The 15,156-nt window shown below is 62.6% G+C and carries 17 protein-coding genes; 15 read left to right on the top strand and 2 right to left on the bottom strand.

The genetic code is table 11. The features are described 5' to 3' along the window. The first annotated feature begins 162 nt into the window (after window positions 1-162). The 4 genes from rplU (at window position 163) to ATY76_RS25290 (ending at window position 2,149) form a co-directional block, all read left to right on the top strand. The gene (rplU, locus tag ATY76_RS25305; RefSeq protein ID WP_088677425.1) at window positions 163-480 is read left to right on the top strand and encodes a 50S ribosomal protein L21; all 318 of its coding nucleotides are present in this window, start codon (window positions 163-165) and stop codon (window positions 478-480) included. 33 nt (window positions 481-513) lie between these two features. Next, window positions 514-783 (top strand): 50S ribosomal protein L27, encoded by a 270-nt coding sequence (gene rpmA / locus ATY76_RS25300; protein WP_003567620.1) that lies wholly within the window; start codon window positions 514-516, stop codon window positions 781-783. Window positions 784-908: 125 nt separating this feature from the next. Continuing rightward, the gene (locus ATY76_RS25295) at window positions 909-1,565 is read left to right on the top strand and encodes a GNAT family protein (RefSeq protein ID WP_088677424.1); all 657 of its coding nucleotides are present in this window, start codon (window positions 909-911) and stop codon (window positions 1,563-1,565) included. Next, complete coding sequence (locus ATY76_RS25290; protein WP_088677423.1) at window positions 1,562-2,149, top strand: GNAT family N-acetyltransferase; 588 nt, start codon at window positions 1,562-1,564, stop codon at window positions 2,147-2,149. Before ATY76_RS25295 ends, ATY76_RS25290 begins: the two co-directional genes overlap by 4 nt. A gap of 91 nt (window positions 2,150-2,240) precedes the next feature. Here ATY76_RS25290 and ATY76_RS25285 read toward each other — a convergent pair whose 3' ends face one another. Beyond that, window positions 2,241-3,107: an endonuclease/exonuclease/phosphatase family protein gene (locus tag ATY76_RS25285; protein ID WP_088677422.1), complete on the bottom strand. Its 867-nt coding sequence runs from the start codon at window positions 3,105-3,107 to the stop codon at window positions 2,241-2,243. Between the two features lie 84 nt (window positions 3,108-3,191). On the opposite strand from ATY76_RS25285, the gene obgE reads away from it, so the two are divergent. From obgE to modC, 7 genes are all read left to right on the top strand, one after another. Beyond that, window positions 3,192-4,280: a GTPase ObgE gene (gene obgE, locus ATY76_RS25280; protein WP_088677421.1), complete on the top strand. Its 1,089-nt coding sequence runs from the start codon at window positions 3,192-3,194 to the stop codon at window positions 4,278-4,280. Further along, window positions 4,267-5,436: a glutamate 5-kinase gene (proB, locus tag ATY76_RS25275; RefSeq protein ID WP_088677701.1), complete on the top strand. Its 1,170-nt coding sequence runs from the start codon at window positions 4,267-4,269 to the stop codon at window positions 5,434-5,436. The genes obgE and proB overlap by 14 nt, the downstream gene beginning before the upstream one ends. Then, window positions 5,429-6,712: a glutamate-5-semialdehyde dehydrogenase gene (locus tag ATY76_RS25270; RefSeq protein WP_088677420.1), complete on the top strand. Its 1,284-nt coding sequence runs from the start codon at window positions 5,429-5,431 to the stop codon at window positions 6,710-6,712. Before proB ends, ATY76_RS25270 begins: the two co-directional genes overlap by 8 nt. A gap of 37 nt (window positions 6,713-6,749) precedes the next feature. Further along, a complete protein-coding gene (locus ATY76_RS25265; protein WP_245310090.1) occupies window positions 6,750-7,370 on the top strand; it encodes a nicotinate-nucleotide adenylyltransferase in 621 nt (206 codons plus the stop codon). Window positions 7,371-7,827: 457 nt separating this feature from the next. Then, entirely contained in the window at window positions 7,828-8,619 is a 792-nt protein-coding gene (gene modA / locus ATY76_RS25260) for a molybdate ABC transporter substrate-binding protein (RefSeq protein ID WP_088677418.1), read from the top strand. Window positions 8,620-8,832: 213 nt separating this feature from the next. Next, window positions 8,833-9,534: a molybdate ABC transporter permease subunit gene (gene modB, locus ATY76_RS25255; protein WP_088677417.1), complete on the top strand. Its 702-nt coding sequence runs from the start codon at window positions 8,833-8,835 to the stop codon at window positions 9,532-9,534. Next, window positions 9,531-10,598: a molybdenum ABC transporter ATP-binding protein gene (gene modC / locus ATY76_RS25250; protein ID WP_088677416.1), complete on the top strand. Its 1,068-nt coding sequence runs from the start codon at window positions 9,531-9,533 to the stop codon at window positions 10,596-10,598. Before modB ends, modC begins: the two co-directional genes overlap by 4 nt. Here modC and ATY76_RS25245 read toward each other — a convergent pair whose 3' ends face one another. Then, window positions 10,599-10,970: a winged helix-turn-helix domain-containing protein gene (locus ATY76_RS25245; RefSeq protein ID WP_088677415.1), complete on the bottom strand. Its 372-nt coding sequence runs from the start codon at window positions 10,968-10,970 to the stop codon at window positions 10,599-10,601. Window positions 10,971-11,180: 210 nt separating this feature from the next. Here ATY76_RS25245 and rsfS point away from each other — a divergent pair, with 210 nt between their 5' ends. The 4 genes from rsfS to ATY76_RS25225 all read left to right on the top strand — a co-directional run bounded on the left by rsfS (window position 11,181) and on the right by ATY76_RS25225 (window position 15,105). Further along, window positions 11,181-11,624 (top strand): ribosome silencing factor, encoded by a 444-nt coding sequence (gene rsfS, locus ATY76_RS25240; protein ID WP_088677414.1) that lies wholly within the window; start codon window positions 11,181-11,183, stop codon window positions 11,622-11,624. Window positions 11,625-11,742: 118 nt separating this feature from the next. Next, window positions 11,743-12,225: a 23S rRNA (pseudouridine(1915)-N(3))-methyltransferase RlmH gene (rlmH, locus tag ATY76_RS25235; protein ID WP_088677413.1), complete on the top strand. Its 483-nt coding sequence runs from the start codon at window positions 11,743-11,745 to the stop codon at window positions 12,223-12,225. Between the two features lie 167 nt (window positions 12,226-12,392). Continuing rightward, the gene (locus ATY76_RS25230) at window positions 12,393-13,793 is read left to right on the top strand and encodes a murein hydrolase activator EnvC (protein WP_088677412.1); all 1,401 of its coding nucleotides are present in this window, start codon (window positions 12,393-12,395) and stop codon (window positions 13,791-13,793) included. Next, on the top strand, window positions 13,783-15,105 hold the full coding sequence (locus ATY76_RS25225) for a S41 family peptidase (RefSeq protein WP_088677411.1): 1,323 nt from the start codon (window positions 13,783-13,785) through the stop codon (window positions 15,103-15,105). The genes ATY76_RS25230 and ATY76_RS25225 overlap by 11 nt, the downstream gene beginning before the upstream one ends. Window positions 15,106-15,156: the final 51 nt, after the last annotated feature.

Raw genomic sequence — 15,156 nt, 5'->3', positions numbered from 1 at the left:
AGTAATCCGTGCCTTGCCAGTCCCGCGTTCGCGCGGGGCGTTTCACCGGCAGGAAGAGCTCGAGGCCAGCCCTCTGAAATCCCTGCTTAACTTCGACTGATAAAAAGACGGCCACCCTGCTGATCAGCGGGGAGAGCTGGAACGAACATGAAAGGATAAAAAATGTTCGCAGTCATCAAGACCGGCGGTAAACAGTACCGTGTGGCGGCCAACGACGTGCTGACCATCGAAAAGCTGGAAGCCACCGCTGGCGACTCCATTGAATTCACCGAAGTTCTCGTGATCGGCGAAGGCGCCGACGCGGCGATCGGTGCGCCCTTCGTAGCCGGCGCCTCCGTCAAGGCGGAAGTCGTCGACCAGACCCGCGGCAAGAAGGTCATCGCCTTCAAGAAGCGCCGCCGTCAGAATTCGAAGCGTTCGCGCGGCCATCGTCAGCATCACACGGTCGTCCGTATCACGGACATCGTGGCTGCCAAGTAAGATCAACGGGACAAGGTTTAAAGGAGAACTCCAATGGCACACAAAAAAGCTGGCGGTTCCTCGCGCAACGGTCGCGATTCCGAATCCAAGCGCCTTGGCGTGAAGAAGTTCGGCGGCGAAGCCGTCATCGCAGGCAACATCCTCGTGCGTCAGCGCGGGACGCAGTGGCATCCGGGTTCCAACGTCGGCCTCGGCAAGGATCACACGATTTTTGCGCTTACCGCCGGCAATGTGAACTACCGAACGAAGGCCAACGGTCGCGTCTACGTGTCTGTCATGCCGAAAGCGGAAGCAGCGGAATAAGCCGGTAGCGCTCAAAAACAGCCGGCGTCTCATCGACCCGGCTGGCCGTACCAGGTTCAGTCCAGAAAACAGGGGAGATGGGGCGCCATCTCCCCTTTTTCTTTGTCCAAACAGGAGGACTGAACATGCAAGGCGAATTGATAAGGGTCGACCAATCACGGTCGCCCAGGGAAGACCAGCGGTCTCCCAAGGAACGGCTGAGGCCGGAGCGGTTAAGGACCGATTGCCCTGTCTTGTTATCGGAACGGCTCGTCATGCGCGCGCCCCACGAGGAAGACATTGACGCCCTTGCCCATCTCGCCAACAACGCCAAAGTCGCCACCATGGTATCGCGTATGCCGCACCCATATACCGCCAATGATGCCGCCGACTTTGTTTGGCGGACGCGAAATGGCGAGATTGGCAAGTGCGTCTATGCCATCACCAAAGCCGAAAACGGCGCCTTCATGGGGTGCTGCGGCGTCGAACCGCACACCGACGGCAAAACCGTCGAGATCGGTTACTGGCTGGGTGAGCCCTTTTGGAACCAGGGCTACACGACCGAGGCTTGCCATGCCCTCGTCGACATGGTGTTCAGGACGAGGCAGCAGGTCGACCAGATCGACGCCCGCTGCCGGGTCATGAACGTCGCCTCGCGGCGCGTCATCCAGAAGTGCGGCTTCCAGTTCCAGGGATCGGGGCTTGCCGCGTCGCTGGCGCTCGGCAGCAACGTGCCTGTCGAATGGTACAGGCTCGACCGCAAGACCTGGATGTCCCTCAGAAGCTGGGGGAACATCGCATGAGCACGACGGCACTGCAAAGGCCGGAGTTGAAGTCGATGATGCCCGGCCCCGCGCCGGTCATCTCGACAGCCCGGCTGACGCTTCGCCCCCACAGGCTGAGCGATGCGCCCGCCATCGCGGAATCGCTTTCCGATTTCGCGGTGACGCGCATGCTTTCCCGCGTACCCACGCCTTTCGACAGGCAGGATGCGCTGGACTGGCTGATCCCGGTCACGTCAGGCACACTGCCGGACTGGCCGCTGGCGATAACGGGCAAGGACGATGTCCATATCGGCAACGTTTCGCTCGAGTTGCGCCACGGCCGCTGGCACCTCGGCTACTGGCTGAACCGCTACTATTGGCGGCGCGGCTATATGAGCGAGGCGGTGGCGGCGATCATCGAGCGCTTCTCGCGCCGCATGCCGGAGACGCCGATCCATTCCGGCGTCTTCGCCGACAACCCGGCTTCACTCAGATTGCAGGAGAAGCTCGGTTTTCGCATGACGGGTTGCGGCGAAATCTATTGTTTCGCCCGCAACACCATGGTGTCGCACATCGAAACCGTGCTGCAGCCGGGCATGCTGCAGCCGCGGAAGGTCGCCTGACAGAGCATGATGCCGAAAAGTGTGAGCGGTTTTCGGAGTAACATCATGCTCATATTAAAAACGGAGACGCCGCCCACCGGCGGCGTCTTCTTCAGTCATCGATCTCGACCCAGAGGGGGAAATGATCGGACCCAACGGATTGCGTATCGATCCGTGCGGATTTCAACCGGCCCTTCAGGCCGCAACTGACGAAGCAATAGTCGAGATGCATGCGTTCGCCGCCATCCTCAGGATTCATCCAGCTGTAGCTTTCCGGGCGATAGGCATCGAGCGCGGCGAAGGCATCGATCGGCGTGCCGATCCTCGCAACCCGGCCGTAATATCCGCCGGCAGCCCCCGCAAGCGCGCAATATTCCGGCGATTCCGGCTCCATGTTGAAATCGCCCATGATGATATAATCCTCCGGCAGCGGCGGCTCCGGCAGTTCGAATTCGGCCGCCCCCGTCAGCGATCCACCGTCCTGGACGAAGGCGTTGATATGCGTGTTCAGGAATTGCAGCTGGCGGATGCGCTCGTCGGGCGACACGTGGTCGAGATGGACGGAATAGACGCGGATCGCGCCGCCAGGAGCGGCGATCACCGCCTCGGTGGCGCCGCGCTGCGGATTGATCTTGCCGATCGTGCGGCTGCGCGGCAGAAGCAGCGTCCGCGTCGAAAGGATCGGCCAGCGCGACAGCACCATGTTGCCGAACTGGAAGCGGGTGCCGCGCCCCGGCCGCAGCCCGCTTTCATCAGCCTCGATATGCAGATCGCAGGCCGGCCCATACACCCAGAAATGGTCGGGAAAAAAGGCTGCGATATCGCCCGGCATATCGGCGAAACCGTTGCGGGAGAAGCCTCGGGTCACCTCCTGCAGAGAGATGACATCGGCGCCTTCGAGGCTCCGGGCGATACGTTCAAGATCGTATCTGCCGTCGAGACCGAAGCCGTACTGTATGTTATAGCTCGCAAAAATCACGATAATCTTTGACCTCCGTCGGAACCGCCTATATCGAATGGGCCAAGACGGGCCGTCCAACTGCCACCGGATACTGGAAGTAAAATGAAATTTCTCGACGAAGCAAAGGTCTATATCCGCTCAGGCGACGGCGGCGGGGGCAGCGTTTCCTTCCGGCGCGAGAAATTCATCGAGTTCGGCGGCCCCGACGGCGGCGACGGCGGACGCGGCGGCGACGTCTGGGTCGAGGCCGTCAATGGGCTCAACACGCTGATCGATTTCCGCTATCAGCAGCATTTCAAGGCGACGATCGGCACCCATGGCATGGGCCGCAACCGCACCGGCGCCAACGGCAGCGATGTGACGCTGAAGGTTCCTGTCGGCACCCAGATCTTCGAGGAAGACAGGGAAACGCTGATCTGCGACCTGACCGAGGAAGGCCAGCGCTTCTGCCTCGCCCATGGCGGCAATGGCGGCTTCGGCAACGCCCATTTCAAAACCTCGGTCAATCAGGCGCCGGACTGGGCCAATCCCGGCCTGCCCGGTGAGGAAAAAACCATCTGGCTGCGGCTGAAGCTGATTGCCGATGCCGGCCTCGTCGGCCTGCCGAATGCCGGCAAGTCGACATTTCTCGCATCGGTCACCCGCGCCCGGCCGAAGATCGCCAACTATCCCTTCACGACGCTGCATCCCAATCTCGGCGTTGCCACGGTCGACGAGCGGGAATTCATCCTTGCCGACATTCCGGGCCTGATCGAAGGCGCCCATGAGGGCGTCGGCATCGGCGACCGTTTCCTCGGCCATGTCGAGCGCACCCGCGTGCTGCTGCATCTCGTCTCCGCCCAGGAAGAAAAGGTGGGCAAGGCCTATAAGACGGTCAAGCATGAGCTCGAAGCCTATGGCAACGAGCTGACCGACAAGCCCGAGATCGTGGCACTGTCGCAGATCGATGTGCTCGACGAGGCCGAACTGAAGAAGAAGACGAAAGAGCTGGCCAAGGCCTGCGGCAAGACGCCCTTCCAGATTTCGGCGGCCACCGGCAAGGGTATGACCGAGGTCCTGCGCGCGCTGCGCGACATCATCGTCGAAGCGAATACAGAGGAAAAACCGGCCAAGGTGCCGAAGCTCAGGCATCGCGATATGATCGTCACCGAAGAGGACGAGGGCGAGGATGGGGCCGATGACCAGCCGTAAGCCGCTAGGCCGCTACCGCCGCATCGTCATCAAGATCGGCTCCGCCCTCCTGGTCGACCGCAAGGCCGGGCTGAAGAAGACTTGGCTCGACGCCATGTGCGCCGATATATCAGGCCTGAAGGCCAAGGGCATCGATGTGCTCGTCGTCTCCTCGGGTGCGATCGCGCTCGGCCGCTCGGTGCTCGACCTGCCATCGGGAGCGCTGAAGCTCGAGGAAAGCCAGGCGGCGGCCGCCGTCGGCCAGATCGCACTCGCCCGCGCCTGGTCGGAAAGCCTGTCGCGCGACGAGATCGTCGCCGGCCAGATCCTGCTGACGCTCGGTGACACCGAAGAGCGCCGCCGCTATCTCAATGCACGCGCCACCATCAACCAGCTTTTGAAAATCGGCGCCGTGCCGATCATCAACGAGAACGATACGGTCGCGACCAGCGAAATCCGCTATGGCGACAATGACCGCCTCGCCGCCCGCGTCGCGACCATGACCGGCGCCGACCTGCTCATTCTTCTCTCCGATATCGACGGCCTCTACACCGCGCCGCCGCATCTCGATCCGAATGCGGCCTTTCTCGAGACGATCGGCGAAATCACGCCCGAGATCGAGGCGATGGCCGGCGGTGCGGCCTCCGAGCTTTCGCGCGGCGGCATGCGCACCAAGATCGATGCCGGCAAGATCGCCACGACATCGGGCTGCGCCATGATCATCGCTTCGGGCAAGACCGAAAGCCCGCTGTCGGCGATCGAAAACGGCGCGCGCTCCTCCTGGTTCGCCCCTTCGGGCACACCCGTCACCGCCCGCAAGACCTGGATCGCAGGGCAGCTGCAGCCGGCCGGCGAACTGCATGTCGATGAGGGCGCCGTCACCGCGCTGGGCGCCGGCAAGAGCCTGCTTCCGGCCGGCGTGCGCAGCGTTACCGGTCTCTTCAGCCGCGGCGATACCGTTGCGATCATCGGCCCTGAAGGCCGCGAGATCGCGCGTGGCCTCGCCAGCTACGATGCCGAGGATGCCCGCCGGATCGCCGGCCGCAAATCGGCAGAGATCGAGGCGATCCTCGGTTATGCCGGCCGCGCCGCCATGGTTCATCGCGACGACATGGTGATGACCGCGCAGATCAGACAGAAATCGGAAAGGCAGAAGAAGGACGCGAGCTATGCTTGATACCGTTGCGCCGAGCCCTGACATTGACGCGCTGATGAACGACATCGGCCGCAAGGCGAAGGCTGCCGCGCGACCGTTGGGCTTTGCCTCCACCGAGGCGAAGAACCGCGCCCTGAATGCCATGGCCGATGCGATCCTCGCCAACAAGGCGCATATCCTGGCCGAGAACGCCAAGGACCTGAAGGATACCGAAGGCAGCGAGATGCTTGCCTCCTTCGTCGACCGGCTGACGCTGAACGACAAGCGCATCGCCGAGATGGCCGAGGGTATCCGCGCCATCGCCGCTCTTGCCGATCCGGTCGGCGAAGTCATCGCCGCCTGGGACCGCCCGAACGGCCTGAAGATCGAGCGCGTCCGCACGCCGCTCGGCGTCATCGGCGTGATCTTCGAAAGCCGGCCGAACGTCACGGCCGATGCCGGCGCGCTTTGCCTCAAGGCGGGCAATGCCGTCATCCTGCGCTGCGGCTCGGATTCACGCCGTTCATCGCAGGCTATCCATGCCTGCATGGTCGAAGGCCTGAAGGCGGCAGGACTTCCAGAGCATGCTATCCAGCTCGTTCCGGTGTCGGACCGCGCCGCCGTCGGCGCCATGCTGCGCGGCCTGGACGGATCGATCGACGTCATCGTGCCGCGCGGCGGCAAGAGCCTGGTCGCCCGCGTGCAGAACGAGGCCCGCGTGCCGGTCTTTGCCCATCTGGAAGGCCTTTGCCACATTTATGTCGACGCATCGGCCGATATCGAGATGGCCAAGAAGATCGTCGTCAACGCCAAGATGCGCCGCACCGGCATCTGCGGCGCAGCCGAAACGCTGCTCGTCGATGGCGCAGCGATCGGCACGTATCTCACGCCGCTGCTTCAGGTTCTAACTGACGCCGGCTGCGAGATCCGCGCGTCGGCAACGGTTCTGAAGGTCGCTCCCGGCATGAGGCCCGCGACCGAAGAGGACTGGTCGACCGAATATCTCGACGCGATCATCTCGGTCGCCGTCGTCGACGGCATATCGGGCGCGATCGCCCATATCCAGAAATATTCCTCGAACCACACCGAGGCCGTGATCGCCGAGGACCCCGCCGTCGTCGAGCGCTTCTTCACCGAAGTCGATTCGGCGATCCTGCTGCACAATGCCTCGACGCAGTTTGCCGATGGCGGCGAGTTCGGCATGGGCGCGGAAATCGGCATTGCCACCGGCAAGATGCATGCCCGCGGCCCCGTCGGCGTCGAACAGCTCACCTCCTTCAAATACCGGGTGCGCGGTGCCGGACAGACCCGACCCTGACGTGACGGCGGAAAAACTGGACCGGCGCTATCTCCGCATGCCGCACAGCGAGCGCGGCATGATCATCGGCCTGTTCGGCGGTTCGTTCAATCCGCCGCATCAAGGCCATGCACTGGTCGCCGAGATCGCCATCAAGCGGCTCGGCCTCGACCAGCTCTGGTGGATGGTGACGCCAGGCAACCCGCTGAAAAGCCGCAATCTTCTCGCGCCGCTTGCCGCGCGCATCGCGGAGAGCGAGCGGATCGCCACCGATCCGCGCATTAAGGTCACCGCTTTCGAACAGGCGCTCGGCGTCAGCTACACCGCCAATACGCTCGCCCGCGTGAAAGCCCGCAATCCGCATGTGCATTTCATCTGGATCATGGGCGCCGACAGCCTGCAGACCTTCGACAAATGGCAGAAATGGCAGGAGATCGCCCGCACCTTCCCGATCGCCGTGATCGACCGGCCGGGCGCCACACTCTCCTACCTCTCCTCGAAAATGACGAGGACCTTCGATTTCGCCCGGATCGACGAGGACGACGCACGCGTTCTCTGGAAGAAGCCGGCCCCGGCCTGGACCTTCATCCACGGGCCGCGCTCCGGCCTGAGCTCGACGGCCATCCGCAACGGCGCGCTGCCGGGCACGGCCGAGATCGATTTTCAAGGATATCGCTGAAACGAGAAAGCCCGACGGGGGAGGAGATCCGTCGGGCTTATAAACTCGATCGACAACTGGGAGGAGGAGTGTTGTCGATCCTGTCGAACGGCTATGGGAGGAGGAGAAAGCCGTTTCGATAAATGTGTTGTACCATATTCCTTACGAAGATGAATATCGAATTGTGCAATGCAGCAATGCGGGCGATGCAAGACTGAGGGCGGGAGGCTTGGGCCAATGCCGATATTATCGGCAAGGCTCCGTAGAACAGCCCTTTCCCACAGCAGTTCACGTGGTTTGGCGGCCGGTATCCCAAGCTCATCGCGCGCTCACAGATACTCAGGCTCATAAAGCCATGCGCTTCACGACGTAAATCCCAACGGCCGCCGATATGGTTATATTTCCACGGATATATCCCTAGCCAAAACGCCGGCGTCGTTATATTCGTCAAAATATTTCGAACCCGGGGAGTGACAGCATGCAGAACCACCGCCAATGGATGAAACTGGCGACCGCCGTGATCGCGGCGTGCTTATCAGGAGCCGCAGCACTGCCGGCGCCGGCCGCAGCCGCCGAGAAACTGACCGTCTTTGCAGCGGCAAGCCTCAAGAATGCTCTCGACGCCGCCAACGCCGCCTGGACGAGCGAAAGCGGCAAGGAAGCCGTCGCTTCCTATGCGGCGAGCGGGGCGCTGGCCAAGCAGATCGAGAACGCAGCACCCGCCGACATCTTCATCTCGGCCGACCTCGACTGGATGGATTACGTCGCCAAGAAGAACCTGATCAAGGCCGACACCCGCACGAACCTGCTGGGAAACCGGATCGTGCTCGTTGCCGAAAAGGACAAGGCAAAACCCGTCGAGATCAAGCAGGGCTTCGAACTTGCCGGTTTGCTCGGCGACGGCAAGCTCGCCATGGGTGAACCGAAATCGGTCCCCGCCGGCAAATACGGCATGGCAGCGCTGGAAAAACTCGGCGTCTGGACATCGGTCGAAACCAAGGTTGCCGGCGCCGAAAGCGTCCGCGCTGCCCTCGCCCTCGTCTCCCGCGGCGAAGCGCCCTATGGCATCGTCTACCAGACGGACGCGGCGGCCGATAAGGGCGTCGCCATCGTCGGCACCTTCCCAGCCGATTCCCATCAACCGATCATCTATCCGGTCGCAATTCTTGCCGAGAGCAAGAACCCGGATGCGGCAGCCTATCTCGACTTCCTGAAATCAGACAAGGCGGCCGCCTTCTTCACGTCGCAGGGATTTATCGTTCTCAAGTGACTGAAGGGCGAAGTGATTGCGGAATCAACAACCACCGCTTAGCGTGAAGGCTGACAGAACCGGCCTATTGCTCCTTCGTCATGCTCGGGCTTGTGCCGAGCATCTGCATCCGCTTGATAGGGCAGCAGATCCTCGGCACAAGGCCGAGGATGACGCGGAGTAAAAGGTGAACCGAGCCTCAGCGAGCTTTCGATTTCGTGGAGACAACTGCATTTGGATATACTGGGCCTGAGCGATGAGGAATGGACGGCGATCCTGCTCAGCCTGCGCGTCTCGTTCGTCGCCATGCTGGCGAGCCTTCCCTTCGGCATTCTGGTCGCGCTGCTGCTTGCCCGCGGCCGTTTCTGGGGCAAGTCGGTGTTGAACGGCTTGGTTCACCTGCCGCTGATCCTGCCCCCCGTCGTCACCGGTTTCCTTCTCCTGATCCTCTTCGGCCGGCGCGGCCCGATCGGCAGCCTGCTCGATCAGCATTTCGGCATTGTCTTCTCCTTTCGCTGGACGGGCGCAGCACTCGCCTGCGCGGTCATGGCCTTTCCGCTGATGGTGCGCAGCATCCGCCTGTCGATCGAAGCGGTCGACCGCAAGCTGGAAGAGGCGGCCGGCACGCTCGGCGCCGGTCCCGCCTGGGTGTTCCTGACGATCACCCTGCCGCTGATACTCCCGGGCATCATCGCCGGCATGGTACTTTCCTTCGCCAAGGCGATGGGCGAGTTCGGCGCCACGATCACTTTCGTCTCCAATATTCCGGGCGAAACCCAGACGCTGCCGGCTGCGATCTACACCTTCACCCAGGTGCCGGGCGGCGATGCCGGCGCGCTGCGGCTGACGCTGGTCGCCATCGTCATATCAATGGCCGCCCTGCTCGCCTCGGAATTCCTCGCCCGCCTCGCCGGCCGGAGGATCGATCCGGAATGACGCTGATCGTAGAGGCAAAACAGAGGCTCGGCGCTTTTTCGCTCGACGCGGCCTTCACCTCCGAGCGCGGCGTCACCGCGCTGTTCGGCCGCTCCGGCTCCGGCAAGACGTCGCTGATCCGCATCATCGCCGGCCTTGCCCGCCCCGACGAAGGCCGCGTCGTGCTCGATGGCGAGGCGCTGACGGAGACCGCCGGCGGCATCTTCGTCCCGAAACACTGCCGCCGTTTCGGCTACGTGTTCCAGGAGGCGCGGCTGTTTCCGCATTTGAGCGTCCGCGCCAATCTTTTCTATGGCCGCTGGTTCGCGCCGCAGGCGGCAGGCCGCGAGAGCTTCGACCGCATCGTCGACCTGCTCGGCATCGAGGCGCTGCTCGAGCGCAGCCCCGCAAAGCTATCCGGCGGCGAAAAGCAGCGCGTCGCGATTGGCCGTGCCCTTCTCTCCTCTCCGCGCTTGCTGTTGATGGACGAACCGCTTGCCGCCCTCGACGAAGCGCGCAAAGCCGAGATCCTGCCCTATCTGGAGCGGCTGCGCGATGAGACGGAAATCCCGATCGTCTATGTCAGTCATGCGATCGCCGAGGTGGCGCGTCTGGCAAACCAGGTCGTCCTGATGCGCGACGGCAGAGTGGAAGCGACGGGCCCGGCCCTCGACATATTGAGCCGTCCCTCCGCGGCTTCCGACAGGAAGGAAGCGGGCGCTCTGCTGGAGGGCATCGTCGAAAGCTTCGATGCCGGTCACCACCTGTCGATCGTCGCCCTGAAATCCTGCCGGCTGCATATTCCCGGTGCCGCCCTTGCGCCCGGCAGGCCGGTCCGCATCCGCATTCCCGCACGCGATGTCATGCTGGCGACGGCAAGGCCCGAGGGGCTGAGTGCGCTGAACATTCTCGAAGGCAGGATTGAGGAAATGTCGCCTCAGAACGACGGAACGGTCGAAATCCGGATCGATTGCGGCGGCGATGCCATTCTCTCGCGCATCACCGCCTTGTCCTGCGAACGCCTCGATCTCAGGCCCGGCAAGACCGTCTTCGCCGTCGTCAAGACAGTCGCTCTTGAAGCCTGATCAGCCGCCCTGCGGCCGGCTGCGCTTGCCTTCGAGCCAGGCGAGATCCTCGGCAAGGCTCTCCCGCATCGTCTTTTCCATCCGGCGGAAGCGGCCGAGCAATTCCTCGCCGAACGGCGTCAGCGCCGCACCGCCGCCCTTCTGGCCGCCGCGCTGCGATTCCACCACCTGTTCTGAGAACATCCGGTTCATCTCGCTGACGAGCAGCCATGCCCGCCGGTAGGACATGTCCATCGCCCGTCCCGCGGCCGAAATCGAGCCGGTCTCGCGGATATATTCCAGAAGTTCCATCTTGCCGTGACCGAGACGATCCTCATCCGGAAAGCTGATTCGCAGGACGGGAACGATTAATTTTGCAGCCGTGTCGGTCATCGAAGCCAGAAATCGTGAAATTTGCCGCACTTTACGCTGCGGTATGGAAACTGTACACCGCCCGCAAGAAGCAGCTCCGGCGGCAATATTCTGTAATTCTAACGTAAGATCGGCTTTTCCGCCGCTCGGTACGTTAGCGCGTCTTGAAACATTAATGGTTTGATGCCTATCTTAACCATGATCCGGTCGTTTTCGGATCTCGTGTTGTGCATGGTTTGTCATTCCAGGAAAGGGAAAGCACTGACAACAGTACACGCCAAGGGAAAAACGCTCGCCGTTGTCCCGAAGAGTGCGGAACGTGGCGCCGATGCCGCCGCCCGTACCTTAGAAGCCGTCCTCGCCAGCCTCGAGGACTCCAAAGCTGAAGATATCGTCACCATCGACATTGCCGGGAAATCGGCGCTTGGAGACTACATGATCGTCGTCTCCGGCCGCTCGAACAGGCATGTCATGGCGATCTCGGATCATCTGCTCACCGATCTCAAGGATGAGGGCTTTGGATCAGCCCGCGTCGAAGGTCAGGAGGGCGGCGATTGGATCCTGATCGACACCGGTGACATCATCGTGCATGTGTTCCGTCCCGAAACCCGCGAGTTCTACAACATCGAAAAGATGTGGGCGGCTCCGGATATGGATGAAGAAACACGGCACTGACAGGCGGGCCGGCACTTCGCTCGGCGCCTGAGACGTGGCATTGACTGGCCGGGAAACAAGCAAGCCGGCCTGTGGCGCATCGCGCGCCTGAAGTGCCGCCATGAACGGGAGCGGGTGAATGCGAATTGGTCTTTTTGCTGTGGGACGGCTGAAGTCCGGCCCCGAAAAGGATCTTGTGGCCCGTTACCTGGACCGTTTCGCCAAGGCCGGCTCCGCGGTCGGCCTTGAATTCACCCGCGTCGCCGAAGTTGCCGAAAGCCGCGCCTCCAATGCGGAAACCCGCAAGCGTGAAGAGGCAGCCATGCTTTTGAAATCGCTTGCCGAGGGCAGCATCCTCATTCTGCTCGACGAGCGCGGCAAGGCGCTCGACAGCGAAGCCTTCGCCAACCTGCTGGGTGGCTATCGCGACCAGGGCAAGCGCGAGCTGACGATTGCGATCGGTGGCGCCGACGGCCTCGATCCCGCCCTTTACGACCGTGCCGATGCCATGCTGTGTCTGGGAAAAATGACCTGGCCGCACCAGATCGTCCGCACGCTGATCGCCGAACAGCTCTATCGCGCCGTCACCATCCTGTCCGGCCACCCGTATCACCGCGTCTGAAAAGACCCGCGGCCCGTATGCGTCGGATTGTCACGCAGGCTTGTTTTGCCTGGCCATTCGTTTTGCGCCAAACTTTCTGGCAAATCGCGCCAAATCAGCTTAGTCTCCGCGCGATTTGAAAGAGCACCCAGACACGCATGACGAGAACAGCAACCAGGCGACACCGCATGATCCTGCCGGCTATTGCGGCCGGTTTTGGTGCGGCGCTGGTGGTTATTCCGGCAAACCCCTTTTCCGTCCAGGCACAGGATGCTGCTCCTGAGGTGGTGCAATCTCCGGCCTCGCCGGCAGCCGAGGCGCCGCCGCCCGATCCGGCCGCCGAACTCTCCGCCAAACGCGACCAGACCCGCGCCGAGCTTGAAACCCTGTCGAAATCGATCAGCCTTTCCTCGGACAAGGTGAACGACCTCCAGCGGAGCATCGCCAGCCTGGAGAAGAGCACGCAAAGCGTCCGCCAGGCGCTGATCGATTCCGCCGCCCGCCGCAAGGGGCTCGAAAAACAGATCCTCGAAAGCGAAAAGAAACTTGCCGATCTCGGCGTCAAGGAAGATGGCATCCGCCGCTCCCTGCACGAACGCCGGGGCCTGCTGGCCGAGGTGCTGGCGGCCCTCCAGCGCATGGGCCGCAACCCGCCGCCCGCCCTGCTCGTCACTCCCGATGACGCGCTCGCATCCGTGCGCAGCGCCATCCTGCTCGGCGCCGTTGTTCCAGGCATCCGCAAGGAAACCGACAAGCTTGCCGCAGACCTTGCGAGTCTGGCCGCCTTGCAGACCGCAAGCGCTGCCGAAAAGGCCAGCCTGACGGCGACGATGACCGACAATATCGAGGAAGAGCGGCGCATGGATCTGCTGCTTGCCGAAAACGACAAGCTCAGCCGCAGCAATGCCGCCGAACTCGAGGCCGAAAAGAAGCGTTCGGAGGAACTGGCGGGCAAGGCGACCAGCCTCGAAAGCCTCGTCGCGTCGATGGAATCCGAGATCGCCTCGGTGCGCGAAGCCGCCGCCGCCGCCCGTCAGGCGGAGGAGAACCGCAGGCTGCTGACGGACGAGCAGCGCGCCCAGGCGAAGGCTTTGGCCGAGAGCGGTGTGCCCGATAAAAACCGCATTGCGCCCGCATATCCCTTCGGAGAATTGAAGGCGAAATTGGAACTGCCCGTGGCGGGCGATATCCTGCGTCAGTTCGGCGATGCCGACGGCACCGGGCATGAGGCTATGGGCATGACGGTCGCCACCAACCCGGAGACGGTGGTAACCGCCCCTGCAGACGGCTTGGTGGTTTTCGCCGGCGCTTTCCGCAGTTACGGCCAGATGATCATCCTCGACACGGGCGACGGATATCACCTAGTTCTCTCGGGAATGGATACGATCAATACCCGACAGGGAAAATTCGTTTTCTCCGGCGAGCCGCTCGCCGTGATGGGAGCGAAAAGAGTGGCGAGCGCAACCGCATTGGCGCTGGAAACGGACCGGCCAACGCTTTACATTGAATTTCGAAAAGACGGTAAACCGGTCGATTCCCGACCGTGGTGGACCGCCAAGGACACTGGAAAGGCACGCAATGATTCGTAGGGCTTCTCTTGTTCTGGTCGGCGCATTGATGGGTGCGACCGCAATGAGCGTCATTTACTCGGCGGGTGTGCCGGCAGAAGCGGCCGGATCCTCCACCTACAAGGAACTCTCGATTTTCGGCGACGTCTTCGAGCGTGTGCGTGCCCAATACGTGACGCCGCCGGCCGAGGACAAACTGATCGAGAATGCCATCAATGGCATGCTCTCCTCGCTCGACCCGCATTCGAGCTATATGAATGCGAAGGACGCCGAGGACATGCGCACCCAGACCAAGGGTGAGTTCGGCGGCCTCGGCATCGAAGTCACGATGGAAGATGAACTCGTCAAGGTCATCACCCCGATCGATGACACGCCCGCCGCCAAGGCCGGTGTTCTCGCCGGCGATTACATCTCCGAGATCGACGGCCAGTCCGTTCGCGGCCTGAAGCTTGAGGATGCCGTCGAGAAGATGCGCGGCGCCGTCAACACCCCGATCAAGCTGACGCTGATCCGCAAGGGCGCCGATAAGCCGATCGAGCTGACGATCGTCCGTGACGTCGTCGCCGTCCAGGCGGTCAAATCACGCGTCGAGGACGATGTCGGTTACCTCCGTATCATCTCCTTCACCGAGAAGACCTATCCCGACATGGAAAAGGCGATCAAGAAGATCAAGGACACCGTTCCAGCCGATAAGCTGAAGGGGTACGTCCTCGACCTGCGCCTCAATCCGGGCGGCCTGCTCGACCAGGCGATCAACGTCTCCGATGCCCTGCTGCAGCGCGGCGAGGTCGTTTCGACCCGCGGCCGCAATCCCGACGAAACCCGCCGCTTCAACGCCGGCCCGGGCGACCTGACGGATGGCAAGCCGGTCATCGTGCTGATCAACGGCGGTTCGGCTTCCGCATCGGAAATCGTCGCCGGCGCGCTTCAGGATCTGCGCCGCGCCACCGTTCTCGGCACCCGTTCCTTCGGCAAGGGTTCCGTCCAGACGATTATCCCGCTCGGCGAAAACGGCGCGCTGCGCCTGACCACGGCGCTCTATTACACGCCATCGGGCCGTTCGATCCAGGGCACCGGCATCACGCCCGACATCAAGGTCGAAGAGCCGCTGCCGGAAGAACTGCAGGGCAAGATGGTGACCGAAGGCGAATCCAGCCTGCGCGGCCACATCAAGGGCCAGAGCGAGACCGACGAAGGTTCGGGCTCCGTCGCTTATGTGCCGCCGGATCCGAAGGATGACGTTCAGCTGAACTACGCGCTCGATCTCCTGCGCGGCAAGAAGACCGATCCGGCCTTCCCGCCGAACCCCGACAAGGCCGTCGTCGCCAAGTAATCGATCATCTCAAGGCCGGGCACCTCGCCCGGCCTTGAGCCTTTCTGCTGT

Origin of the sequence: Rhizobium sp. R339 (assembly GCF_002211395.1) — a bacterium.
Lineage (GTDB): Bacteria > Pseudomonadota > Alphaproteobacteria > Rhizobiales > Rhizobiaceae > Rhizobium.
The sequence above is the reverse complement of the archived record's forward strand: the minus strand, read 5'-3'. Positions and strand labels throughout refer to the sequence as shown.